The organism is Komagataeibacter swingsii (genome assembly GCF_003207895.1).
GTDB lineage: Bacteria > Pseudomonadota > Alphaproteobacteria > Acetobacterales > Acetobacteraceae > Komagataeibacter > Komagataeibacter swingsii.
The window spans coordinates 13,676-37,068 of record NZ_NKUB01000013.1 but is presented as its reverse complement, the minus strand read 5'-3'; the positions used below and the strand labels follow the sequence as shown (position 1 = coordinate 37,068).

31 protein-coding genes and 1 pseudogene are annotated in these 23,393 nt (G+C 63.3%); 14 read left to right on the top strand and 18 right to left on the bottom strand.

Annotation, left to right across the window (positions count from 1 at the left end):
- Positions 1–171: 171 nt before the first annotated feature.
- Entirely contained in the window at positions 172–393 is a 222-nt protein-coding gene (locus CFR76_RS11135) for a hypothetical protein (protein WP_110557130.1), read from the bottom strand.
- A gap of 169 nt (positions 394–562) precedes the next feature.
- Here CFR76_RS11135 and CFR76_RS11130 point away from each other — a divergent pair, with 169 nt between their 5' ends.
- A complete protein-coding gene (locus tag CFR76_RS11130) occupies positions 563–1,093 on the top strand; it encodes a hypothetical protein (RefSeq protein ID WP_244191892.1) in 531 nt (176 codons plus the stop codon).
- A 107-nt stretch (positions 1,094–1,200) separates the two neighbouring features.
- Here the strand turns inward: CFR76_RS11130 and CFR76_RS11125 are convergent, their stop codons facing one another.
- Both CFR76_RS11125 and CFR76_RS11120 read right to left on the bottom strand, forming a co-directional pair.
- On the bottom strand, positions 1,201–1,719 hold the full coding sequence (locus CFR76_RS11125) for a nucleoside deaminase (RefSeq protein WP_110557099.1): 519 nt from the start codon (positions 1,717–1,719) through the stop codon (positions 1,201–1,203).
- Between the two features lie 122 nt (positions 1,720–1,841).
- Positions 1,842–2,096 carry a hypothetical protein gene (locus CFR76_RS11120; protein WP_110557098.1) on the bottom strand — a complete coding sequence of 85 codons (255 nt, stop codon included), beginning with the start codon at positions 2,094–2,096 and terminating at the stop codon, positions 1,842–1,844.
- Between the two features lie 117 nt (positions 2,097–2,213).
- Here CFR76_RS11120 and CFR76_RS11115 point away from each other — a divergent pair, with 117 nt between their 5' ends.
- On the top strand, positions 2,214–2,540 hold the full coding sequence (locus tag CFR76_RS11115) for a helix-turn-helix domain-containing protein (protein ID WP_110557097.1): 327 nt from the start codon (positions 2,214–2,216) through the stop codon (positions 2,538–2,540).
- A gap of 97 nt (positions 2,541–2,637) precedes the next feature.
- A complete protein-coding gene (locus CFR76_RS11110; RefSeq protein WP_244191891.1) occupies positions 2,638–2,937 on the top strand; it encodes a hypothetical protein in 300 nt (99 codons plus the stop codon).
- Between the two features lie 12 nt (positions 2,938–2,949).
- Here the strand turns inward: CFR76_RS11110 and CFR76_RS11105 are convergent, their stop codons facing one another.
- From CFR76_RS11105 to CFR76_RS11095, 3 genes are all read right to left on the bottom strand, one after another.
- A complete protein-coding gene (locus tag CFR76_RS11105; RefSeq protein WP_110557095.1) occupies positions 2,950–3,672 on the bottom strand; it encodes a M15 family metallopeptidase in 723 nt (240 codons plus the stop codon).
- Between the two features lie 43 nt (positions 3,673–3,715).
- On the bottom strand, positions 3,716–3,946 hold the full coding sequence (locus CFR76_RS11100) for a DUF2171 domain-containing protein (protein WP_025437356.1): 231 nt from the start codon (positions 3,944–3,946) through the stop codon (positions 3,716–3,718).
- Positions 3,947–4,145: 199 nt separating this feature from the next.
- Positions 4,146–4,610, bottom strand: a complete 465-nt coding sequence (locus CFR76_RS11095; protein ID WP_244191890.1) for a hypothetical protein — start codon at positions 4,608–4,610, stop codon at positions 4,146–4,148.
- Between the two features lie 219 nt (positions 4,611–4,829).
- Between CFR76_RS11095 and CFR76_RS11090 the strand changes: the two genes are divergently transcribed.
- Positions 4,830–7,370 (top strand): excinuclease ABC subunit UvrA, encoded by a 2,541-nt coding sequence (locus CFR76_RS11090; RefSeq protein WP_110557093.1) that lies wholly within the window; start codon positions 4,830–4,832, stop codon positions 7,368–7,370.
- 100 nt (positions 7,371–7,470) lie between these two features.
- On the opposite strand, the gene CFR76_RS11085 is transcribed toward CFR76_RS11090, so the two are convergent.
- Entirely contained in the window at positions 7,471–8,871 is a 1,401-nt protein-coding gene (locus CFR76_RS11085) for a GntP family permease (protein WP_110557092.1), read from the bottom strand.
- Between the two features lie 271 nt (positions 8,872–9,142).
- On the opposite strand from CFR76_RS11085, the gene CFR76_RS18075 reads away from it, so the two are divergent.
- On the top strand, positions 9,143–9,316 hold the full coding sequence (locus CFR76_RS18075; RefSeq protein WP_167402113.1) for a hypothetical protein: 174 nt from the start codon (positions 9,143–9,145) through the stop codon (positions 9,314–9,316).
- A 52-nt stretch (positions 9,317–9,368) separates the two neighbouring features.
- On the opposite strand, the gene CFR76_RS11075 is transcribed toward CFR76_RS18075, so the two are convergent.
- The 3 genes from CFR76_RS11075 to CFR76_RS11065 all read right to left on the bottom strand — a co-directional run bounded on the left by CFR76_RS11075 (position 9,369) and on the right by CFR76_RS11065 (position 11,047).
- Positions 9,369–9,908 (bottom strand): hypothetical protein, encoded by a 540-nt coding sequence (locus tag CFR76_RS11075; protein WP_244191889.1) that lies wholly within the window; start codon positions 9,906–9,908, stop codon positions 9,369–9,371.
- 219 nt (positions 9,909–10,127) lie between these two features.
- Positions 10,128–10,739: a hypothetical protein gene (locus tag CFR76_RS11070; protein WP_244191888.1), complete on the bottom strand. Its 612-nt coding sequence runs from the start codon at positions 10,737–10,739 to the stop codon at positions 10,128–10,130.
- 95 nt (positions 10,740–10,834) lie between these two features.
- Positions 10,835–11,047 carry a hypothetical protein gene (locus tag CFR76_RS11065; RefSeq protein ID WP_146222664.1) on the bottom strand — a complete coding sequence of 71 codons (213 nt, stop codon included), beginning with the start codon at positions 11,045–11,047 and terminating at the stop codon, positions 10,835–10,837.
- A 22-nt stretch (positions 11,048–11,069) separates the two neighbouring features.
- Here CFR76_RS11065 and CFR76_RS11060 point away from each other — a divergent pair, with 22 nt between their 5' ends.
- A complete protein-coding gene (locus CFR76_RS11060; protein ID WP_244191887.1) occupies positions 11,070–12,029 on the top strand; it encodes a hypothetical protein in 960 nt (319 codons plus the stop codon).
- Between the two features lie 3 nt (positions 12,030–12,032).
- Here the strand turns inward: CFR76_RS11060 and CFR76_RS11055 are convergent, their stop codons facing one another.
- Both CFR76_RS11055 and CFR76_RS11050 read right to left on the bottom strand, forming a co-directional pair.
- Complete coding sequence (locus tag CFR76_RS11055; RefSeq protein ID WP_110557087.1) at positions 12,033–12,410, bottom strand: hypothetical protein; 378 nt, start codon at positions 12,408–12,410, stop codon at positions 12,033–12,035.
- A gap of 93 nt (positions 12,411–12,503) precedes the next feature.
- Positions 12,504–12,977 carry a surface-adhesin E family protein gene (locus CFR76_RS11050; RefSeq protein WP_244191886.1) on the bottom strand — a complete coding sequence of 158 codons (474 nt, stop codon included), beginning with the start codon at positions 12,975–12,977 and terminating at the stop codon, positions 12,504–12,506.
- A gap of 144 nt (positions 12,978–13,121) precedes the next feature.
- Between CFR76_RS11050 and CFR76_RS11045 the strand changes: the two genes are divergently transcribed.
- Together CFR76_RS11045 and CFR76_RS18070 are read left to right on the top strand one after the other, a co-directional pair.
- A complete protein-coding gene (locus CFR76_RS11045) occupies positions 13,122–14,321 on the top strand; it encodes an aldose epimerase family protein (protein WP_110557085.1) in 1,200 nt (399 codons plus the stop codon).
- A 221-nt stretch (positions 14,322–14,542) separates the two neighbouring features.
- Entirely contained in the window at positions 14,543–14,716 is a 174-nt protein-coding gene (locus CFR76_RS18070; protein WP_167402112.1) for a hypothetical protein, read from the top strand.
- A 26-nt stretch (positions 14,717–14,742) separates the two neighbouring features.
- Here CFR76_RS18070 and CFR76_RS11040 read toward each other — a convergent pair whose 3' ends face one another.
- Together CFR76_RS11040 and CFR76_RS18065 are read right to left on the bottom strand one after the other, a co-directional pair.
- Positions 14,743–14,898 carry a hypothetical protein gene (locus tag CFR76_RS11040; RefSeq protein ID WP_227001026.1) on the bottom strand — a complete coding sequence of 52 codons (156 nt, stop codon included), beginning with the start codon at positions 14,896–14,898 and terminating at the stop codon, positions 14,743–14,745.
- Between the two features lie 428 nt (positions 14,899–15,326).
- The gene (locus CFR76_RS18065) at positions 15,327–15,503 is read right to left on the bottom strand and encodes a hypothetical protein (RefSeq protein WP_167402111.1); all 177 of its coding nucleotides are present in this window, start codon (positions 15,501–15,503) and stop codon (positions 15,327–15,329) included.
- Between the two features lie 219 nt (positions 15,504–15,722).
- Here CFR76_RS18065 and CFR76_RS18060 point away from each other — a divergent pair, with 219 nt between their 5' ends.
- From CFR76_RS18060 to CFR76_RS18055, 3 genes are all read left to right on the top strand, one after another.
- Positions 15,723–15,884, top strand: a complete 162-nt coding sequence (locus tag CFR76_RS18060) for a hypothetical protein (protein WP_167402110.1) — start codon at positions 15,723–15,725, stop codon at positions 15,882–15,884.
- 191 nt (positions 15,885–16,075) lie between these two features.
- The gene (locus CFR76_RS11035) at positions 16,076–16,258 is read left to right on the top strand and encodes a hypothetical protein (RefSeq protein WP_025437346.1); all 183 of its coding nucleotides are present in this window, start codon (positions 16,076–16,078) and stop codon (positions 16,256–16,258) included.
- 170 nt (positions 16,259–16,428) lie between these two features.
- Positions 16,429–16,824: a hypothetical protein gene (locus CFR76_RS18055; RefSeq protein WP_167402109.1), complete on the top strand. Its 396-nt coding sequence runs from the start codon at positions 16,429–16,431 to the stop codon at positions 16,822–16,824.
- Positions 16,825–16,860: 36 nt separating this feature from the next.
- Here CFR76_RS18055 and CFR76_RS11025 read toward each other — a convergent pair whose 3' ends face one another.
- From CFR76_RS11025 to CFR76_RS11015, 3 genes are all read right to left on the bottom strand, one after another.
- The gene (locus CFR76_RS11025; RefSeq protein ID WP_110557128.1) at positions 16,861–17,193 is read right to left on the bottom strand and encodes a DMT family transporter; all 333 of its coding nucleotides are present in this window, start codon (positions 17,191–17,193) and stop codon (positions 16,861–16,863) included.
- A 4-nt stretch (positions 17,194–17,197) separates the two neighbouring features.
- Complete coding sequence (locus CFR76_RS11020; protein ID WP_110557084.1) at positions 17,198–17,386, bottom strand: hypothetical protein; 189 nt, start codon at positions 17,384–17,386, stop codon at positions 17,198–17,200.
- A 340-nt stretch (positions 17,387–17,726) separates the two neighbouring features.
- On the bottom strand, positions 17,727–18,794 hold the full coding sequence (locus CFR76_RS11015) for a restriction endonuclease (RefSeq protein WP_110557083.1): 1,068 nt from the start codon (positions 18,792–18,794) through the stop codon (positions 17,727–17,729).
- A 129-nt stretch (positions 18,795–18,923) separates the two neighbouring features.
- Here CFR76_RS11015 and CFR76_RS11010 point away from each other — a divergent pair, with 129 nt between their 5' ends.
- Both CFR76_RS11010 and CFR76_RS11005 read left to right on the top strand, forming a co-directional pair.
- Positions 18,924–19,523, top strand: coding sequence for a GDSL-type esterase/lipase family protein (locus tag CFR76_RS11010; RefSeq protein WP_110557082.1), 600 nt, complete (start codon positions 18,924–18,926; stop codon positions 19,521–19,523).
- A 101-nt stretch (positions 19,524–19,624) separates the two neighbouring features.
- A complete protein-coding gene (locus CFR76_RS11005) occupies positions 19,625–20,020 on the top strand; it encodes a hypothetical protein (RefSeq protein ID WP_110557127.1) in 396 nt (131 codons plus the stop codon).
- A 109-nt stretch (positions 20,021–20,129) separates the two neighbouring features.
- On the opposite strand, the pseudogene CFR76_RS11000 reads toward CFR76_RS11005, so the two are convergent.
- Positions 20,130–20,880, bottom strand: a pseudogene (locus CFR76_RS11000) (IS5 family transposase).
- Between the two features lie 295 nt (positions 20,881–21,175).
- Here CFR76_RS11000 and CFR76_RS10995 point away from each other — a divergent pair.
- Entirely contained in the window at positions 21,176–23,380 is a 2,205-nt protein-coding gene (locus CFR76_RS10995; RefSeq protein WP_244191884.1) for an FUSC family protein, read from the top strand.
- The last annotated feature ends 13 nt before the right edge of the window (positions 23,381–23,393 follow it).

The following is a 23,393-nucleotide window of genomic DNA, read 5'->3' as shown; positions in this document are numbered from 1 at the left end:
CTTCTGTCTAGTTCCCCTTCGCCTTATCCACAGATTCGGGGGACGAATATCCGGGCAACCCTGTGGATAGAACCGTCGGGAACCGGGGATAAGGTGTGTGTTTTCCACGACTCGTGGAGAGTCGTATGAATTTTTTCTGATATCCCGCCCGTTCGATACCGCGCAGCCCCATCAGGCGCGCGGCGGCCGCGCATAGGGGTCCGTCTTCCCCATATCCGGCACCGGGACATGACCCATGCGGTGCGCACGGTACAGCAGGCCGTGGCCCAGTTTTTCAATCAGGATGCCACGGCGCTGCATGCGGTCATGGCTTATGGCATATCCGATTTCGCGCACGATCTGACCACGCAGCACCTGCAACCAGCCACGCAGGGCAAGTTTCATCCGTGTCATATCGCGCGCACTCCCGTTCACCGCCATGTCAGTCATTATTATCATGGCAGATAAGAGTTATCCGCATAACTTTCAAGGTAAGCCAGATGGCCTAAAAGGTTATTTTTATTTAATCCATGTCATGACATGACATGCATGGCCGCCCGCACCGGCCCCATCCATGACAAGGATGGCCCGAACCAGTCCTGCCATGGGGGATATCTTGCGTTACCTGTTCCTGTTCCTTGCCCTTATGTGCGGATATTGCGGCACTGCCGCCGCCCAGACCGCCCCGTCACAGGTCATCAGCACGCTGTTTGCCGACAAGCTGACCATGATGGACCTGGGCCTGATCCGCGCCGAACGCGCCATGCAGCATGAAATCGACAGCCTGCCCGACAGCTATGACAGCACGATGATGCCCGTGGCCGATTTCGACCCCCGGCGTAACACCATACTGGTGGGCATATGGTACCAGGACCATGATACCTTCAATCGCGGGCAGTGCGACAGGCTGCTGGAAACGGTCAAGAAATCCTTTGGCACCCAGCCCACGACCATCGTGGCGTCGTGGTTCCGCCACCATGGCTATACCTCGCTCCGGGATGCGGGGCAGTTCTATATCGGGCTGCGCAATATCATCTGGCTGGTGGTGACTGACGGGGATCGGGCCTGTTCCTATTCCATGGCCAACGGACAGACCACGACCAACGGATTCTGATCGCTAAATCATAAAGAAGTTTTTGGTGAAGCTTTTTGCAAAAAGCTTCGGAAAACGCCGCCTTTTTTCAAAAAGGCGGCACCCAAAAGCTTTTACCTTTCAAGTTTTCAGGCGGCTGGTCCGTCCTTTTCACGCCAGAACGTGCGCTGCAATTCAGCCGCTTCGTCTTCCAGCAGCGGGCCAATGACCGCAACCGGCCGCTGGCCCGCCGCGAATACCACACGACACGGCAGGTCGAGCGTCGGGTTTTCGGGGTGGTTGCCGGTTATCGCCTTCAGGCTGGCCTCGCCCTGGCCATAGACCACGCGGCCGATCCCGCTCCAGTACACCGCACCCGCACACATCGCACAGGGTTCGGCGGATGTGTACATTGTGTACGACGCCAGTACGTCCGGCGCATGGGCTTTTGATGCCCGCGTGGCCAGCAGGCGTTCGGCATGGGCGGTCATGTCACCGCCTTCCGCCGTGTATCCATTGCCCTGTTCCATCACCACATCGCCCTGCGCATCAACCAGCACGCAGCCGAAAGGATGGTCGCCCGCCTGGCGCGCACGCTCCGCCACGGCAAAGGACTGCCGCAGGAAATATTCGTGATCCAGATCGGGCAGGCAGGCAGGCTTGGTCATTCCATAATCCATGAATTAAAGGCGTCCCCCTGCTTGTGCCGGTTCCCGATTTCATTTTCAAATGGAAATATCCTGCATCGTTGCCCGTAATCCGGCTGCTGCTACGCCCCCCATGGATGGGATCAATCCCTGTCCTGTGGATGCGCCATTGCCATGCGGACCGTTGCCATCTCGTCATCCAGATAGGCAAGGATATCCACCCCGTCATAGGCGCCATCAAAACGGTCGGCTGCAAATTCGGCCCGGATCGCCACAAGGCGGTGCAGGCGATGCTGGAGTTGCATGACATAAGACGCGACCCAGCCCGGTTCCTCGGGTTCGAATCGGGCATCGATGTCAGCTTGGGTACAGCCGGCAGGCAGATAGGGATCGTGCATGAGGGTTCCTGGTATGTGTATGAATAAAATACACAAATATCCCGCAGGCACGCTTTGATTTCTTTATTCCCGCATTATTTCCTTGCTGTATGTATGTTTTTTTAACACAAATATCGTATGAAACATGCACACGAAGTCGCACAGAGCGCACAGACCCCGCCCGCACCCCGTCGCACACGCCCACCACGGCTGGACTGGACCGCCATTGCCCCGACCATCGCACAGCTACGCGGGCAGGGCTGCTCCACCCGCGAAACCGCGCGCAGGCTGGGCGTGAACATCAAGACACTGGAAGCCCACCTGCGCCGCCACCGCATCCGCCACGCCATACCCATGGACCGCCCCGACCAGGTCCGCCGCACCTGCCTGAACTGCGATACCGCCTTTGTCGCGGATGGCCGCTTCCTGCGCCTGTGCCCGGAATGCCGGGCCATGTTCAGCTAGGGCGCGACTCACATTTATGTGCAACCGGAACCCGGCCACCGCTTTCACACTTGGTGAGACATCAAACCAAGGCAGGGACCCACACATGGATACGCACATGTCCTCACCCCCGACAGCACCGAATGCACCCCATGCCTCGGCCCGTATCCAGTTCCGCCTGTCCCTGCATCATGACCGTGCCGCGCGCCCGTCCCGGCACCGCATGCGTTCGCTGGCCGCACTCGGCCTGGCGCTGGTCCTTGCCAGCACGGGACTAGGCGCGTGCAAGCGGCATCATGAAACCATGGGCGAGAAAATAGATCATTTCGGGGACAAGATGCAGGACACGCTCGACCCGCCCAAGGGACCGGCGGAAAGGGCCGGGCGCTCGATTGACCGCACCATCCACAACGACTGAATCCTGATCCGGTCAGGGCATGGTATCGCGCCCGATCGCGTCAAACGGCAGGTCCAGCACCGGATAGTCCTGCCAGTCCGCATAATCGAAATGCCACCATTCCTCGGCCAGCGGCAGGAAGCCGCTTGCCGCCATGATACGGGCCAGCAGGTCACGCAGGGCGCGCGCGCCCTCATCCCCACCGGCATAGGCCACATGGGCACGTGGTGTCATTTCATCAAAACCCGACGGCATGGAGACAACCCGCCCCGTCGCCAGGTCCCACAGGGTCAGGTCCACGGCGCATCCGCGATTATGGCGGGAACCGATGGCGGGATCACCGACGAATTCGTACAGGTCCCGCGGCACCGCCTGCCGGAACAGGTAGCTGACATGCCATGGGCGATAGGCATCATAAACCAGCAACCCGTAACCATGCCGCGCGGCGAGCGTGCGTGCATGAGACAGGGCCTGCGCCGCCGGGCGCTGCAAAAACGCCCGTGGCGCGGGATAGACGGGAAAGCCCAGGAAATTCCGCGCCGTGGCGTAACGGATATCCAGCGCGATCGCCGGATCGACCTGCGTCATGTCAACCAGGTCGGCGGCCCGGGGCGTGGGTGCGAACACCGGCATGCGCGCCGCCCGCGCATGGGCCAGCAGCACATCGGGTGGGTACTGCAACGGCACGCGGAACGTATCGTCATCCGGCGGCGCACCGGCAACCGGCCTGGAATGCCACTGGTGTTCATGCGGCATGACTGGCGCCTTCCATTACGTCACCGGGGCTGCATGGCGCCTTTCAGGCGGGTGGGGTATAGGACTGCACATCTTCCAGCGTATGGCTGAGCAGGATCTTGCCGCCATCAGTGGACTGCACCCATGACACGGGAATGGTGAAGGTACTTTCCGCCGGGCCATCAACCGTGATCTGGATGGTTGCATCCGTGTTGACCGCCGTCAGCGTGCCCATGCGGCCCGAACCTGTCGCGAACACATCCTGGCCCAGCATGGACTGCGTTACATCTGTCATGAATTTCCCTTCCCTGCGCGACATGAAAGCCGCGCTACCCTGTCGGCCTGAACCCCGCCATCATTATAGGATTATCCGGTTACGGGGCCGCCCCGGCAACGCGGGTCGGCAACAGGTTGCGATTGATGCCGCCATGAACATGGCGCTACCGGATTCATGCCCCGCATAACACACACCGGGGACACAAGTTGCCCTGCCCTCAGTTCACGCCAAACTGCTTGCGCTGGGACATGACCTTATTCAGCCGTTCGTTATAGCTATGGTAGGTGCCACGGGGCACGCAACCCATTTCCTCCAGATCCTCCAGCTTGATGCTGTCATTCAGCCATGAATTGACCTCATTGAACTCGACTTTCTGCGGCACTTCGCGACCGCTGAAGACCACCGGATCATCCTGCCCCTGCACATAACCGAACTTCATGAACGTCCCGCCCGCGGGCGTGTCATGCGGGGCCATTTCACCACATACGACCGATGTCGCATCCATGGAATGCACCGAGACATTGCGGAATGTCGCCCCGTGGGGGTCAGGCAGGGTGGCCGCGACATGGCGCTCCGCCTCGGCAATGACGGAAGCCGCAGCCCCATGCCGGCCGGTGCCCGCCGCATGGGCCGCCCCGGAAAGCACGCATAGGGATATGCCCAGTATGATGAACCTTTTCATGCTTCCGCCTGCCTGATCGTTCGTTCTGTCATGATCCAGTCTTTCTGATGCGCTGCCCCGTTCCATCGGTCAAGCGGGCGGCCTGTGACCGGATCACATGTAATTATATAACGTTCGATAATACCAAAATCGCGCGCCAGACAAAACCTGGCGGACACGTTATAACGAAGGGTCACCAGACGCACCGCCGTAACCGGCACATTGCACGAAGGCCCTTCCATGTCGCAGCGCCCCCTTTTCCCCTCAGGCCCCGATCCACGCAACCGCGCGGATTTCGTGCATGTCCGGGGGGCGCGCGAACATAACCTGAAGGATGTGAGCGTGGACATGCCGCGCGACCGGCTGGTGGTGTTCACCGGGGTTTCGGGATCGGGGAAGTCATCCCTCGCCTTCGGGACGCTGTATGCGGAAGCGCAGCGGCGGTACCTGGAATCCGTCTCCCCCTACGCACGCCGCCTGTTCCGGCAGATGCCGGTGCCCGACGTGACCGCGATCGAGGGGCTGCCCCCCGCCATCGCCCTGCAGCAGCAGCGCGGCACCGGCACCGGGCGGTCTTCGGTCGGCAGCATCACCACGCTGTCGAACCTGCTGCGCATGCTGTATTCCCGCGCGGGGCATTACCCGGCAGGCATGAAACGGCTGGAGGCGGAATCCTTTTCCGTCAACACCCCCATGGGGGCCTGCCCGCAATGCCATGGGCAGGGCCGGATCATGGACACCACAACCGCATTGCTGGTGCCGGACGACAGCCTGTCCATCCGCCAGCGCGCCGTGGCTGCGTGGCCCACCGCATGGCAGGGGCAGAACCTGCGCGACATCCTGATTACCAAGGGCGTGGACGTGGACTGCCCGTGGCGCGACCTGCCGCAGGAAACACGCGACTGGATCCTCTATACCGAGGAAACGCCGACCTACCCCGTCTATCCCGGCCTGGACCATGCCGCCGTGCAGCGCGCGATCCGTGACCATGTGCCGCCGTCCTATAACGGTACGTTCACCGGCGCGCGGCGCTACGTGCTGCATACCTTCGCAACATCACAGAGTGCCAACATGCGCAGGCGGGCCGAGCGCTTCCTGACCGCGGCCCCCTGCCCTACCTGCCACGGGCAGCGCCTCAACCCCGATGCGCTGCGTGTCACGCTGGCCGGGCTGAACATCGCGCAGATGACGCGGCAGACCCTGTCCACCATCGCCCATACCCTCGCCCCACTGGCCGCCGGCACGCAGGTGCCCGATGACACGCCACAGGCGGGCGACGCCACCGCCATTGCCGCCCGCCGCATGGCCGCCGACCTGATCGGCCGCATTGGCGTGCTGGAACATCTGGGGCTGGGCTACCTGCAGGCCGATCGTTCGGTGACCACCCTGTCACCGGGGGAATACCAGCGGCTGCGGCTGGGGACACAGATCCGCTCCAACCTGTTTGGCGTGGTCTATGTGCTCGACGAACCCTCCAGCGGGCTGCACCCGGCGGATGCCCATAACCTGCTGGATGCGCTGGAAGGGCTGAAGGCGGCGGGAAATTCGCTGTTCATCGTTGAACACAACCTGTACCTGATCCGCCGCGCGGACTGGATTGTCGATGTCGGCCCCGACGCGGGCACGCGCGGGGGCGAGGTGCTGTACAGCGGCCCGCCAGACGGGCTGCGCGACGTGAAGCTGTCGCGCACCGCACCCTACCTGTTCGCCAGTGACGCACCCATCGCGGGCACGCCGCGTGCGCCGAAAGGATGGCTGAAGCTGGCTGGGATTACGTGGAACAACCTGCATGACCTGAATGTCGAGATCCCGCTGGGCACGTTCGTGACCGTCACCGGCCTGTCCGGGTCGGGCAAGTCCAGCCTGGTCAGCCAGGCCCTGCCCACGATTGTGGCGCACGCACTGGGACAGACGCTGGCACAGGATATGGATGGCGAAAGCATCGAGGACATGCCCATCGGCATACCGCAGGGACATGTCACCACGGGGGCCAGCCAGATCAGACGGCTGGTGATGATCGACCAGAAGCCGATCGGCCGCACGCCGCGTTCCAACCTTGCGACCTATACCGGCCTGTTCGACACGATACGGCAGATGTATGCCGCAACCGACCTTGCGAAATCACGCGGTTACGATGCGGGCCGCTTTTCCTTCAACCTGCCCAAGGGCCGCTGCCCCACCTGCGAGGGGGCCGGGTCGGTCATGGTGGAACTATTGTTCCTGCCCAGTGTCTATTCCCCCTGCCCCACCTGCCACGGCACGCGCTACCAGCCGGATGTGCTGGAAGTCACGATACGGGGCAAGTCCATTGCCGATGTCCTGAACATGACGGTGGATGACGCGGCCACATTCTTTGCCGACACGCCATCACTGGCCAACGCGCTGGGCACGTTGCAACAGGGCGGCCTTGGCTACCTGCGGCTGGGGCAACCCGCGACCGAGCTTTCGGGGGGCGAGGCGCAGCGCATCAAGCTGGCGACCGAACTGCAGAAGCAGCGTCGGGGCCACACGCTGTATATCCTTGATGAACCGACAACCGGCCTGCACCCGGCGGATGTGGACCGGCTGCAGACCCACCTGCAATCACTGGTCGATGCCGGGCATACCGTGGTGGTGGCCGAACATGACATGCGGGTCGCGGCGCGCGGGGACTGGGTGATCGACATGGGACCGGGCGCAGGGGATGCGGGGGGCCGGATCGTCGCGGCTGGCACGCCCCGCGCTGTCGCGCGCATGCCCGGCAGCCCGACCGCGCCGTTCCTGCTGCCGCTGACCGGCTGAAAACAGACAGACGTTTTTGGTGAAGCTTTTTTCAAAAGCTTCGAAGAACGCCGCCTTTTTGAAAAAAGGCGGCGCCCAAAAACTTTCATGACTTCATCTTTCAGGCTGGCAGCGCTGCCCACATTGCGGCGACACCGGCGAAAACCAGCACGGCTGCCACCAGCGTCATGAGGCTCCAGCTCCGCAGTCCTTCGCGCACGCTCACGCCGCACATGCGGGTCACGATCCAGAACCCCGCGTCATTGACATGCGACAGCGCCATGCCGCCCGCCCCCATGGCCAGCGCCACAAGCGCCAGATGCGTCTGGTCCAGGTGCAGCCGCCCGATCATGGGGCCAAGGATGCCCGCCGTGGTCATCAGCGCCACCGTGGTCGGCCCCTGCGCCACGCGCAGGATCATGGTCAGGACAAAGGCCAGCACCAGCAGCGGCAGGCCGCTTGCCGCCAGCAGGCTGCCCAGCGCATCACCCACGCCGCTGCCCACCAGCACCTGCGCGAACGCGCCGCCCGCCCCGGTAATCAGGATGATGATGGCCGTACCCGGCAGGGCGGCGGCCACCACTTCGGACACGGTGGCCAGCGCCAGCCCGCGTCGCAGTCCCAGCAGCCACGCGCACAGCATGACATCCAGCCCCAGCGCCACAAAGGGAATGCCCGCAAAGACCAGCACCGCGCGCAGGCGGCCCGGCGCCATGAGTTCCCCCGCCAGCGTGCCAGCCACCATCAGCACGACCGGCACGGCAATGACCGCGACGATTTCGCCCATGCCGACCGGACGTTTCTGGCCAGCCTGCATGAACAGGCGGGCGGGTCCATCCGCCGCGCCATGCCCCTGCGCCGCGTCACGCGCCTCATCCACCACGGCGCGGATATCGGGCGCGCAGCCGAAGGGCTGCGCCATGATCGGGCGCGTCAGCACATAGGTCAGCCCCGTCACCACCGCCGCCAGCGGCAGGCCAAGCAGCAGCATGTGCCCCGCCCCCACGCCAAGGGCCGCCGCCACCGCCACGGCACCGGGATGGGGCGGCAGCAGCGCATGCACCGTCAGCATGGTCACCGCCATGGGAATGCCAAACACCGCAGGCGGCCGCCCCGTCTGCCGCGCCATGCCATAGACCAGCGGCATGAGCATGATGACGCCGACCTCGAAAAACACCGGAATGCCAACCCCGAAGGCGGAAATGACCAGCGCCAGTGGCACATGGGCCACCCCCACCCGGCGCACCAGCCCCCGCGCCACCACGGCGGCCCCGCCAGACAGGTCGATCATGCGCCCGATCATGGCCCCGAGGGCCACGATAATGGCGATATGGCCCATGGTGCGGCCCATGCTGCCCTGAACCGCGTCGGCCAGCTTCGCCACCGGCATGCCGGTCAGCAACGCCACCCCCACCGCGACGACCAGCAGGGCTATGAACGGATGCAGCCTCAGCCACAGGATCAGCAACAGCAGGACGGCAATGGAACCAATGCCGACCAGAATCAGCGCAAGCGAAGTCATGCAGGGAATCCCGGGCGTAAGGGCGGCCAGTCTCGGGTGGCCAGACGGATCTTATCGGGCATCGCGACACGGCCCGCAACGCCGCCACGCACGAAAAGCATATCCTGCGGCAAAAATGGCAGGAAACCGGAATTTTTCAGGTAATTGCCATGCCCCTGCCAGACTGGGGGAATTTTCATGCTTGACAGGTCCCGATCCTGTCTGCATTACGCCCCACCGGTCACGAACCGCAGTCGCTTTTTTGGGGCCAGGCCGCCCCGGGACGCATGCCATGACAATCATGATCAATACGCCGTTGCCCTCCGCACGCAGCGTTCACGCGCGTCGTGCCATGGACCATACGAAAAGCATCATGCGCGAGATGTGGATCGTGCCCATGGTCGTCATGGGCAGTGTCCTGTGCGGCGGGGTGGGTACCCTGCTGTCGCACTTGACGGGACACTGACAGGGCATGCCCGCCCCGGAACACAGGTTCAGGGGCCGGGTCCAGGCGAACGCTAGCGGGAAGCCGGATGTCCGCTGCCCGCGCGGTGGCGTTCGGCCTTGTGCGGCGCGGGTTCCGCCAGCCAGTGGATACGGGCGTTGCGCAGTTCGAAATTGCGCTGTCCCTGCACCCCCATATCCCCGAACGGGTCATAGACCACGCCACTGACCTCGGCCTGGCACTGCGCGTTCTTGCCGGTATCGCCACAGATCTGCTGGGCCTTGTGGAACGAGGACTCCTCCATCGTCGGGCCGTCAAGCGGCACCGCGCCGTTCCAGTCCACCTGCCCTGGCAGGTCGGCAATACGGAAGGCCGCGCAATCCGCCCCGCCTGAATTGGCGGAGGTGATGTAACACCCCTCGACCCGCACCAGCTTGCCCACATACTGGGCCGCCTGCGTCTGGAACGCCGCCACGTCCAGTGTCGCCACCGGGGCCGGGGCGGCTTCATGGCGTGCCTTCGCATCCCGTGCCGTGGCGGGGCCGGGGGCCGTTGCTGCCGCGATAATGGCCAGCCCGCCCGCCAGCACGCCAAGATGAAAACGTCGCCTCACGTCCTGTTTTCCTTTTCATGTGGGTCAGCCCGTGCTGACGATCCGAAAAGGATAGAGTGTCTGCCATACACACCGCCATTGTCACCACGGCACGGCGTGCGGGCTGCCATGCATGCACGACCGGCTTGCATCCCCCTGCCATGCGCAGGCTTGTGCCACTGGGGGTGATTACTGCTGACCCGTTTCCCGCCCCCATAAGGTCTGGCGGGTCACGCGCGCCTAGAACGGAGACGCCTTCTGCCCCGCGCCCTGGCCCAGATTGGCGAAATGCTGGGTTTCGGCACAGCCACGGAAACGGTCCAGAACGGGAATGCTGCCCGCCAGGTTGACGCTCAGCGTCGTGCGGTTGCCAAATTTCACCACCGCCATGTGCGACGTCGCCATGGCGTCCAGCAGGTGGGCCAGGTCATCGGCACGGATGTCAGCGGCAAGGGTCGTGGCGTCATTGGCCTGCATGTGGAACACGCGGGTATAGGTCCCCACGCTTACCGTCATGTCGCCCTTTTCCCCATTGGCCAGCGTCCAGTGGTCATCCGCGCTGCGCACCTGTAGCGAATCGGCATCGGCGCGGAACATCAGGATCTCGCTTTCCGACCCGGCGATGCACAGGTCGGTATGCACGCCCGCATCGGGCGTATGATGAATGGCGACCCAGCCACCGGCGCGTTCATCCACCAGCATCTGCGACGGGCTGGGGCTGCTGTTTTCATCTTCCGGCTGCATGGCCACGGGCATGGCGCGGGGCCGGTCATCGTAGGACTGCGCCACCGCCATGCCCGGCAGGGAGACCAGCGCCATGCAGCCCAGAAGAAAGTTCAGTTTCCTGTTCACCTTGCGACAATCCCATTGCAACAAAGACCGACGAATCGGGGTGGTGGACAAACTCAGCATCACTGTGACGTGATATAGACATATATTGTCATAATTCAGGCCATGGAAAGATATTTCCACATGCCTGTTTCCATGACGGGAAAGCATGGACGCCATGTCGCCGGATCGTGGCCGGTCTGCGACAAAATGTGTCCGCCCCTCAACGCGATGCGTGCCATGCCGGCGGCAGAAATAATACTAAAGAAGATTTTCATTTTACCCGCCACAGGGGCGACCTGTGTGGTCGGCATTGGCCAGTTGGGGATCACGCCGTTATCATGGTGGCCGTTGATGACGTTTTATGCACACTGGAAGGAAATAGCCGGGATGCGCCTGCTACCTGCTGCCATCCTGGCAATCGGGACCCTCTGCGCCACATCATATGCGCGCGCCGCCGACCCGGACTGGATATTCGCCAATAACGGGCCGGGCGGCCAGCCCATGATCATGTCCCATCAGGGCACGCTGGATATCATGTTCTACCGTGCGGCCAGCGGTACGGTGGGCATTGCCGTCCACCAGCGCCACGGCCGTTACCGCAACCCCAAAGGGGTGGAGACGGCGATGGTGATGATCGGCAAATTCACCCTTGCGCTACAGGTCTTCGGCGATACGCGGAAGTGGGATACCGCCGGTGGCGACCTGCAGCCCGACACCGTGCCCAACCTGGTCGGCGCCCTGAAGGAGGCCGCAACGGGGGCGCTGATCCCGTTCGGGCGCGAACCGGTGCCGTTTTCGGTAAAGGGGGCGATGGCCGCCCTTGATGACCTGGCGCAATATGCCGCCCGCCATGGGGAAAGCCTGCCGCCGCCACTGCAACCCGCCCCGCCCCCCCATGCGGCGGCCCCGGCGGTGGATATCGAGAAGCTGGCCCATCACCCGTACGATACCCAGCACGGTCGCAGGCTGGTGCTGCCGCAATATGATATCGCGGCCAACTGCGACCGCGCCCATATCGAGATGCAGGATACGGATGGGGAATGCATTGGCGCCGAACAGAAAAGCCAGGCGGCCCTGACCGCGCACTGGACCGGATACGACAGCGACCTGCGCGCCGCCTGCCTGTCGCTGGTCAGCGATCCGGGGCGGCTGGAGAAATACCAGGCGCTGCTCATGTGCCTGTCGCGTTACCAGGATGACCGGCGGCAGTGGCAGCTTGTCTCCGGCTCCAGCGGCAGCGACGACATCATGCCCGCCAAGAACCCGGCGCAGACGGGCGATGCATCCCCCGCACCCGCCGCCAGGCCCTGAAAATCAGCCGGTGGAATTACGGCGTGTCAGCGCGAACATGAAAAAGGCCACGCCACTGAGCAGCAGCCCGAACAGGATGACCAGCGGCTGGATGTAGAGCACCACCAGCACAAGGAACAGCACCAGCAGGGCGCTGTATTTCAGCTTGCGGTCCTCACTGGAAAACAGGTCGATCAACCCTTCCGAAATCTGGTGCAGGGCCGATGCGCCATCCGTGCCTTCGCGCGGGGCGACCACCAGCCCCCGCTGTTCCAGCCGCCGCAGGAAAACACGCGCCTGGTCCTGTGCCGGGGTGGGTGCCGCATCATGGTCCACAACGGCCGGCAGGCAGGCCGCCACGACATCAACGACATGACTATCCACAGAAACCTGATCGTTCATTTTTAGCAGTTCCCCCAGCCATGCAGCGTGTGGCGCGCCGGGCCATCCACGCTGTTATCCACATAACTTACTGGTTTATCCCCAAAAGGGGGATTATTGCCCACCGGCATGATTATGGCCCACACGGGCGCATGCGATACGCCTGCCATCGCGCAGGGAAGGATCGACCGTCATCTCCCCACGCGGCACCGGGCCATCGGCAATCCGGCGGCCCGTGCCCATGTGGCCCGACCATGTGGCATAGGACAGCGTGCGGTACGTATCCGCCGCGCAGTTGTACATGACGGCAAACCGGACCGAGGCAAAGGGCAGCCCGTGGCGGATCATGTCCTCGTCAAAATCCTGGATGAAGGTGGCGGAGGAATGCGTGCCATGGACCTGGATGGATGCAAGGTCGATATATTCATTCACCTTGTTCTGGTACGGCGGCAGCTTCTGAAGTTCCGCCTCGCCATGCGGGACCGGGGATGCAGGCAGGTCCTGCGCCTGTGTCGCCCATGCACCGTTTGCCACCCCGCCCCGGGCAATACCCGCAGCCACAAGCGCCGCCACAACCCTGTATCGCATCTTCTCCCTTTCAGGCGCACGAAACGCGCGCATATGCACCAGACCCGGATTCACTGCCCTGTTTTGCAGGATCGGACCCATAGCGGCAAGATAAACAGCAGATAACAGGGTTTCATATCGAACCCATAATGACAGGAATGCTCCATGCACGCTTTTTTTTCGCGCGCGGGCTGCCGTTTTCCCGCAGCCGGGCTGCTGCTGGCGATGGCGGTTGCCACCGTGGCGCATGCGGACCCCGCCGGCCCGGTGACATTGGACCGCGCGCCGTTTGGCACCACGCCGGACGGGCGGGAGGTCGAACGCTTCACCTTGGCCAACAGGCACGGCATGCGCGTGCAGGTCATGACCTATGGCGCGACCATCACCGCCATTGATGCACCGGATGATAGCGGCCATATCGCCGATATCGTGCTGGGTTTCCCGACGCTGGAGGGATACACGCGTGACAGCGCCCGGGGCGGCCTGTTTTTCGGGGCGACGGTCGGGCGCGTAGCCAACCGCATCGCCAATGGCGCCTTCGTGCTGGACGGGCATACCTACCACATCCCCCGGACCGAGGGGACCAATGCCCTGCATGGCGGCCGCAGGGGGTTCGACAAGCATGTATGGACGGTGGAAAACACCAGCATTGCCGCCGGCAGCGCCAGCGTGACCCTGAAGCTTGTCAGCCCGGACGGGGATGAAGGATTCCCCGGCACGCTGACCACGCATGTCACCTTCAGCCTGAACGATGGCAATGAACTGTCCCTGCACTACACCGCGACAACGGACCGGCCCACGGTGGTCAACCTGACGAACCACAGCTACTTCAACCTGAATGGGGAAGGCAGCGGGTCGATCGAAAACGAAGTCCTGCAGGTCAATGCCGAAGCCTTCACCCCGGTCGATGCGAAATCCCTGCCGCTGGGCACGGTCGCACCCGTTGCGGGCACGCCGCTGGACTTCCGCACGCCCCGCCGCATCGGGGACCGCCTGCGCGATACGGACCCGCAGATGATGTACCCGCGTGGTTATGACCAGAACTGGATCGTCAACGCCCGGCTATCGCGCGCGCCGGTGCCCGCCGCCCATCTGTGGGACCCGGCATCGGGACGGGTGCTGGATGTGCTGACCACGCAGCCGGGGCTGCAGGTCTATACATCCAATTCGCTTGATGGGCGTTACGCCGGGCCGTCGGGCCGGGCCTACCGGCAGACGGACGCCGTGGCGCTGGAGACCCAACACTACCCCGACAGCCCCAACCATCCCGGTTTTCCCAGTATCACGCTGAGACCGGGGCAGACATATGATGAAACCACCCTTTACCGCATGGGCGTGCAACCCACGTCACGCCAGCACCATTAAGGAACTGCCAGGAAATGGATACCTGATGGAAAAACAGGCATCTTCGGGCACCGCCTTTTTCCGCGAAGGGGGCACCTCCCCAGGCTTTCTGAAAAACGTTTCATCAGAAACGTCGCCATGGATGCATGGCGTTCCCGGGCGGGGACGGGAAATACCGTTGATTCCCGGGGGAATATCCTTAAATACATCACCATAGCGTGATTGAAGGACATAAGAGCCAGATGAAAAAGATTGCCGTTCTGCTTCTGCTCGCCGGGCTGGCGGCATGCCAGTCCAATCGTTCGCCCAGTGATCCAAGCGAAAGCGGTGGTGTCGGTGGCATGACCGGATCACCGGGACAGGATGCGCCCAGCGATGGCCCCGGCGGAACGGGCGGGCCGGGCATGGGCAACTAGCCCGTACGGCGCGGGCGTGGGGGTATTCAGTCGCGCCCGCCGCTGAGGTTGATGACACCAAGCCCCAGCAGGCCAAGGCCGGCCAGCCCTTCAGCCACCATCCATGATATCGGGCCGATCCCCTCAGCCGTCATGCCGCGCACCAGAACGCCCACGCTGCCAATCATCAGGAGCAGGGACACAATGGTAACCCATTTTACAATCTTGCCGCGATTCATCAATCTCTTCGCTGTCTGTCGATCCGGTCACCGGCAGGCCCGGCACCCTGTCCTTCTAACACCCTGAACGGGCAATCGTCCAAACACAGCATGCGCAGCCGCAATGCGCCTGCCGCGTATCAGGGGCCATTCATGCGGATGTGATCCGCGCCGGTGCATCTTTCATAACGCCATGACGTTGCTGAATTCATGGACCCCATGGCGTATGCACCGCGTGTGCCCACGACGGGGGGCGTCCCACACCGGCAAGGAGCAAGGTCATGCAGGCAGTCCGCACCCCTTCCGTCCCGCCACGCGACTGGTCCGCGCGGATGCGGCACCTTGTCCGGGCATGCACCGCCTATCCATACGCCTTCGTGCACCTGTGGGATGGGGACTGACCGCGACGCGGTTCATTCATGCCGCAGCTCGGATGCGGCAAACCATTCGTCATTGCCCGTGCTGTCACTGCGCACGCGGATCTGGCCGTTTTCAATAATTTCGACAACGGTGCCCTTCATGCCGCGCAGTTCCGGCCTGACCGCCGCATCGTCCCTGACCACCACAATATCGCCTGCCTTGAAATCCACGTCCGGTTCTCCCTTTCCCCATTACGGTGGTCCTGTCCGGGGGTACCGGGCCACCGTGGCCCATGTCCCACCCGTAGGCGCCAATCATGCCAGCGATGGCAGGTATCACAAACCGTTGTCCGGCAATGTCATACCACATCCGCACAAAGGGCAGGTTGCGGCAGGGGAAAGATGACCCGACATGAAAAGGCAAGCCGATACAAGACACAGGAATGCCCAATGTCATCTGAACATCACCTACCATCCGCCACGGACCTGCAACGTGAACTCGAACAGGTCCGTCGCGATTACGCCATTGCGCTGAAGGACCGGCCCGAACACGCCCGTGCGCTTGAACAGCGCGCCAGAAAGCTGGAAGCCGAACTCGCACGCCAGAAATAACCAGGCCGGACGGATCGGGGGGCGGCACATCCGGCCCCGGCAGGGGCACGGTATCGCCTGTCCCCTTGTCAAGATAACCGCATGACAGGCTGCCATGCGGCGGCGGGCATGGATCGTGGCGCGGTCCCATCCCATGTAAACAGGAACGGGCACGCCGTGTGCCCCTACAGAACAAGAATTAGGATGCTATCATGAGCAAAGTGGCAACCAGTGGTCCCGATGCACAGGGCAAGTACAGCCTGGAAGTCAACATCGGTGGCCTGACCGGCACGCTGAGCGGCTTTTCCTCCGCCATGGAAGCCGAGGATTATGGCGTTTCCCTGCTGCGCCGCGTCAAGGAACTGGCCAAGGCCGACAACCTGAAGACGGCCTGAATCATTCCCTGAAACCGCAGGCGACGGAGGGCGTGCGCTATTGCCGCCTCCGTTACCTGTGGCGATGGCGGCCAGGAATGGTCGTCTTTATACCTTTTTTCTTTATACAGTTGGAAACCTGACAGGATCAGGACGTGAGGCTGTATATGGAAAAAAGGATATTCTTTCCCATGAAACGACTGACCCGGTCACTGTCGGTACTGGTATTGGCCAGTCCGCTTGTCGCCTGCGTGGATGGCCCCGGATATGGCGGCTATTATGGCGGGTACGATTATGGCCCCACGGGGGGCTATTATAGTGGATACGGCGATTATTACGGCGGCGTGCCCGAGTATATGGGGCGCGGCGGGGGCTGGGACCGCGGCGGCAACTGGGGCCGCGATGGCGGCCATCACGACAGGCCGGGTGGCGACAGGCCCGGCGGTGACTTTCACGGTGGTGGCAGGCCGGATGGCGGTTTCCATGGTGGTGGTGACCATGGCGGCGGGGGTGGACGCGGGCCGGGCGGTGGCGGCGGCGGCCACGGTGGCGGTGGTGGGCACGGTGGCGGCCCGGGCCGGCATTGATGTGTGTGGCCGGTCCTGTTTACGGACCGGCCTTTTTTATCCGTGCTGGCCCGTGCTGGACAGCAGGTTCATGACCAGTACGCCACATATGATAAGCGTCATGCCCGCAATCGCCGCCAGGTCCAGCTTCTGCCCCAGCACCACGCGGCAGACCAGCGTGATAAGCACCGTGCCGATACCCGACCAGATGGCATAGGCCACGCCGGTGGGAATGGCGCGCAACGCCAGCGACAGCGCATAGAACGCCACGCCATATCCGGCCACGGTTACGCATGACGGCCCCAGCCGCGTGAAGCCGTTGGACAATGTCAGGCAGAAAGTCGCGGTGACCTCCGCCACGATCGCAACCAGCAGGCAGACATAGGCCACGCTCCTATCCGCGCCGACGGGCCGCCCCGCCACGCGGGGGCAAGCCCGTCAGCCGGGGACGGGGCGCACGGGCCGGAAGCGGCGTTTCGTCGCGAATCGCCACGGCATCATGCCCACGGGCACGCAGCGCATCCGCGAATCGCTGGACATGGGTCCATTGCGCACCCGCATACAGTTCACGGCCGTCCAGCATGACACGATGTCGTCTCAAACCTGTCCCTCATCCCATCCCTATCTGACCATAAAGATGGGGACGGCGGACAGGAAACGCAACGGCATGGAAAAATTGTCTCATCCCGACAGGAAACCTTCGCTTTCGTGAAACGATTCATGTATAGGAAGGATAGGAGATATGACACATGAGCAACTCTGCACGTATGATCGCCCATCTGCTGATCACGGTCCGGTTGAGCACGCGCAATCGTCCTTCCGCTCCTGTTCCCGCGGCATCGCGCGATTGAACCCGCCACGCCGGGACAGCCCGCCGCGCAGCCTGCCAGACATGTTTTGTCATGTTATGACATGACGAAGGATCATGCCTTTTTCCGCGTCAGGCGGGTGGCAAAGGCGGGCAGTTCGTCATGATGCAGCAGGAACACGTTATTGGACCGCGCCAGTTGCCGGGCCGGGTTCGTGTAATCCGCGTTGGAGACCACGGCCGCGATATCGGCATGGTAATGCATCCGGGCCGCTGAAACCTGCTGCACGGCTTCATTGCCCACCGCATTGCGGTACAGCTTGCACTGCACCACCAGGCGTATCCCGCCCCGTGTGGCGATGACATCCGCGCCCTGGTCCCCGCCGGGTGGGGTGGCCTGCGCATCCCAGCCACATGCGCGCAGGCGTCCGGCGCAATACCGTTCATAGGCAATCGGGTCCATGTCCGGCGCATAGCCGCTGCCGGCCTGCCCTGCCTCGCCCGACAGCTTCTGGCTGGCCACATGTTCGATCCGCGCCTGCACGCGATCCGCGATGATGGGCCACGCCCACTGCAGGCGGGCCTTGCGCAGCGCGGGCTGCACGATGGTCCTGATGAATTCCGCCTGTTCCCGTCGCCACCTGGTCGTGCGTTCGACGCCATAGCTGTTCTGCTGCACCAGTTGCCTGCGCCGGATACGCAGGGCATCGGCATGGCGGGCCACCAGCCGCCTGCACACGCGCCATGCCTGCCGCCTGCGCGCAGACCGCCAGCCATACCGTACCAGCGGCCACAGCATCATCGCCCCGATTGCCGCCATGACAAGGCGCAGCAGGCCGGATGGCCGCGACGACCCCCAGCCCGGCACTGGCTGCGGAACGGCAGCAGGGAAATACAGCGCGCCCTCCCCCTTGCGGACCGGCAGGCGCCGCAGCAGCACCGCATCGCCATGGTGGCCCAGCATCTGCCAGTTTCCCGTCCCGTCCACCCGCCTGCAATGCAGTTGGGCCAGCATGTGTTCCGGCACGACCGTGGATGACAGGCCCGCCACCCTGTGCAGCGCGCCCGGCTGCGTGCAGCCCACGGTTGCGGGGGGCACGTGACGGGTCATCTCTCCCGCCATGGCGGCCAGGGGGGCCAGCAGCAGCCCGCATCCCAACCACGGCATGATCCCTGCGCGCATCCCCGTGTTCCCACCCCGTGTTCATAACCTGTTCCACAACCCTAAAGCATGAGAACAAAATAGGAAAGTGGAGAAACCCCAATCCTTTCCACCATGGTTTTTCCCGTCTGCCATGCCTATCATGCGGGGATGCGAATCTGTTTTATCGGCGACAGCTACGTAACGGGAACCGGCGATGAAACCTGTCAGGGATGGGTGGGACGCCTGTCCGCCACGGAACGGCAGGCAGGCCATGACATCACGCCCTACAATCTGGGCGTCCGCGGGCAGACCAGCCGTGACATCGCCATGCGGTGGCATGCCGAAACCCGGCCCCGGCTGGCGGGACGCCACGACGGGGGCATCGTGCTGTCCTTTGGCGTCAATGACTGCACGGCCACCACGCATGGGCAGCCCCGCGTGCCGCACGATGAAACCATCGCCACGACCCAACGGATCGTGCAGCAGGCCCGGCAGGCATGGCCGGTGATGATGATCGGCCCGCCGCCGGTCGGCCGGGCCTGCCCCGATGGGCGCACGCGGGCGCTCTCGCACGCCATGGCGGCATTATGCGCACGGTTGTCCGTGCCCTTCCTGCCGGTATGGGAACCGCTGCTGGCCCATCCCGCGTGGTGCGCTGAAATCGCGCGCGGCGATGGCGCCCACCCGGCCGGTGGCGGCTATGCCGCACTGGCGCGGATTGTCCATGGCTGGACAGCGTGGCGGGAATGGATGGGGCCACTACCCTAAATCCACATGCCGGTTTATCCGTTTCCCTTGGCATGGCGCGACGGCAGGGCCACATTCGCCACATGACCGCCATATCCCGTTCTGAACAAAGGCATACAGACATGAAAAAGATCATTACCTGTGCCCTGCTGGGCGTGCTGGCAGCCGGCGCCGCCCCCATGGCACACGCCGAGGTGCCGGAGGGGGAACTGGACTCGCTCTACATCCGCCCCGAAGTAAAGCTGCCCGCGCCCGCGCTGACATTCCCCAACTATCCGATCGTTGACGACTGCACGACGGAATTCGGCGACGACGTCACCAATGCCTGCGTCACGCGCGAAAAGGAGCGTGCGCTGGTCCTGCAACCCGCATGGGACGAGTACCAGGACAGCGACAAGATCACCTGCCAGGAGGACGTGACGCATATCCGTCACATCCAGCTGTACAAGAACCTGGCCTACTGCCTGGACAAGCGCCGCTATGACGCATGGCTGAAGACGCACCCCAGCGGGAAATAAGGGATTTTTCCCATCCGATACGCGGATAGAAAGTAATAAAAGTTTTCGGGCGCCGCCTTTTTCCAAAAAGGCGGCGTTCTTCGAAGCTTTTAGCAGGGCCTGTTGGGGATTAGCGTGAATTGATGACTGCGGCCACGAGATAGATCATGGCTGAGAATGACCTGTCTGTCTTGTCGCTGCGCATGGCGATGCGCTTGAACTCCTTGAGTTTGCAGAAGAAGTTCTCGACAAGATGGCGCGCTTTGAACAGGGCTTTATCGAACGGGCGTCTGTCGAGGCGGTTTTTGCGCTGGGGAATGACCACACAGGCGCCTTGCGCGCGTATGCTGTCCACAATCCAGTGCACATCAAATGCCTTGTCGGCAAGAATGCCCCGAAATCGGCCGGTTCAAGAAGGGGCGCAACCCCAACCGTGTCGTAATGCTGGCCGGGGATAAGGGTGAAGCGGACCAGGTTACCCAAGGCGTCGGTCATGGCGATGATCTTGGTCGACCATCCCGTCACACTGCGTCCGATCGCCTGATTTCGGGTCCCCCTTTTGCGCCTTGGCCATGACGGTGAACCCGCACCACCGTGCCGTCGATCATCGCGTATTCCATGTCGGCGTCGTCCGAGACGGCCTCGAAAATTCGTTGGAAAACCCCGGCTTTCATCTAGTCGCTGTAGCGCGAGTAGACCGAGTTCCAATGTCCGAAATATGTCGGCAGATCCCGCCATAGACTGCTGGTCCGCGCAATCCACAAGACCGCCTCGATGAAAAGGCGATTATCCTTCCCGCTGCGGCCCCGATCCGTCTTCTTGCCAAGGCACAGTGGTTCCATTTTCGCCCATTGGGCATCCGTCAGTATGAAGCGATCCATACAGACCTTGAATCACATCCAGATGCCTCAGAAAAGCATAATTCCCAACAGGCCCTGAAAAAAACTTCACCAAAGACATCATGGATTTTCAAAATATTTTATGGGTGCCCCCGGTAAAGCAGCCCGTGAAGATTTGTGGGCTGTTCCATAAGCGGGTTTTCCAGACAGTTTCCGGATAGGGCTGCAAGCCTGCCCCGTGGCCACAGGGCCGGGCCGTATCATGAAAAACTATTCATGTTATAACGCATGGATTTATCGCGGCATTCTTGTCATTCGGGATGGATGACACGATCGCGTGATACCACCCGCCCGCATGGCGGCAGCCCGATGCTCCGCTGCCTGCGTGCCTGACGTCATGGGTGGCTTCCTGCGTCGTTTCCGGTGGCTGTATGCCCCGCGTGCGGCGGATTTCGGCTTTGCGCTCCGCACCACCATCGCGGCCCTGCTGGCGCTGGTCCTTGCCCTGTGGATGGAAATGGACGACCCGCAATGGGCGGCCATGACCACATGGATCGTGGCGCAGAATTCGCGCGGCCAGAGCATGTCCAAGGCGCGGTGGCGGTTGCTGGGCACGGTGTGTGGCGCCGTGGTGGGCGTGGCGCTGATCGCGGCCCTGCCACAGTCGTCGTGGCTGTTTTTTCCGGTGCTGGCGGTCTGGGTGGGAATATGCTGCGGGCTTGCGACCTTCCTGCGCAATTTCCATTCCTATGCGCTGGTGCTCATGGCGTTCACCAGTGGCCTGATTGCCCTGAATGCGGCGGATGATCCGCGTGATGTGTTCGCCATCGCCATGTCGCGTTCAACCTACATCTTTCTTGGCATCCTGTGTGAAAGCGGGCTAGCGTCGGTGTTCGCGCCCAATCTGGTCGATGTCGCGCACAGGGAGATCACGCGCCGCGTCGCGGCTGGCGTGGGACAGGCGGCGCAGGCCCTGACGGGCATGATGGCGGGACGGGATTCCGGGTTCCTGCGCTCGCGCACGCTGCTGGGGTCCGTCTTTTCCATTTCAGACCAGATCGAGTTCAGTGAGGTGGAAATGCAGCACCGCACCCATGCCGGCGACCACGCGCGTGCGGCGCTGGCGGCGGTCGCGGTGGTGATGTCGCGCGGGCTGGGGCTGGCCGCGCGCATACGCGAGGCAGGTGGCGTGCCGCCCGGTTTCATCACGCCGCTGGCTACGGCAAAAACATTGTTTGCCGATCTTCAGGCGCGGATGGACGGTCCCGATCCCGTCGCCGCCGTGCCGGGCCTGCGCGCGCGCATCCGCATGCTGGGGGCGGAATGCCGCCAGCAGCTGGTCAATGACATCATTGCCGTCAGCGGCCCCGTGCGCGTGGATGAAGCCGGGTCGCAGGCGCTGCTGGACGGGTATATCCTCAATGCCTCGCTCGGGGTGCTGCTGGTCCGGCTGGATGCGGCGCTGGCGCATCTGGCGGCGACGCAGGTGGCCCCGGCCCATGACCATTTCCACTTTTCCACCCCGCCATGGCGCGACCGGACGGATGCCTGGCATAACGGCGTGCGTTCAGCGGGCGCGGTCCTGGTGGGCGGGTTGGTGTGGGAAGTGACGGGCTGGCCCGACGGGCCGACTTTCGCCATGTTCGTGGTGGTGACCTGCAGCCGTTTTGCCGCGAATGAAAACCCGGTGCAGGACAGCCTCGGCTTCCTGCGCGGCGCGGTCTGGGCGGTGGTGGTGGCGGCTGTCCTGACCTTTGTCGTGCTGCCCCGGCAGGCGGTGTGGGAAACGCTGGTTGCGTCCCTGTTCGTGCCCATGATGGTGGGCGGGCTTGCACTGCGTGATGCCCGCACGGTGGGCACGGCCGCGCCCTATAACAATTTCCTGCCCTTCATGGTCTATCCCGGCAACCAGTCGCGGCTGGACGAACTGACCTTTTTCAATACCAACAGCGCGGTCGTCCTGGGGATATGGTGCAGCGTGCTGGTGTTCCGGCTGGTGTTGCCGTTTGACCAGGACACGGAACGCTGGCGCATGCGCCGCCAGATGGTGGCTGACCTGCGCCGCATCGCCCGCGCGCCCGCCCTTCCCGATACTGGTGCATGGGTGAATGTGCTGACCGCGCGTTTCGCACGCCTGGTCCGCCATTCCGCCTCCATGTCGGATATCCAGACCAACGCCTATCTGGATGGCGTGCTGGCGGCCATGACCGTGGGGCTGAACCTGATCCGGCTGCGGCGCATGCTGGAGCGTGGCAGCCTGCCGCCCGATGCCCGGCAGGCGGTGGAACGCACGATTGCGGGCTTCGCCACATGGCGGGGCCAGCCGCCTGCCGGTCTGGCCCACATGACGGCAAACGCGCTGGCCTGCGTGCGGGCGCGTGTGGCGACGGAAGCGAACCTGTCGCGTCGCCTCGACCTGGGGTGGAGTGTCGCCTATCTGGAAATACTGGTGCGCGAGCTTGTGGCCCATGCCCGGTTTTTTGATATTACCCACCGTTTCCACGTCCCGCCCGATTCGCGCACCCGACCGGGCCGGGCATGAACCCGCACCAGCA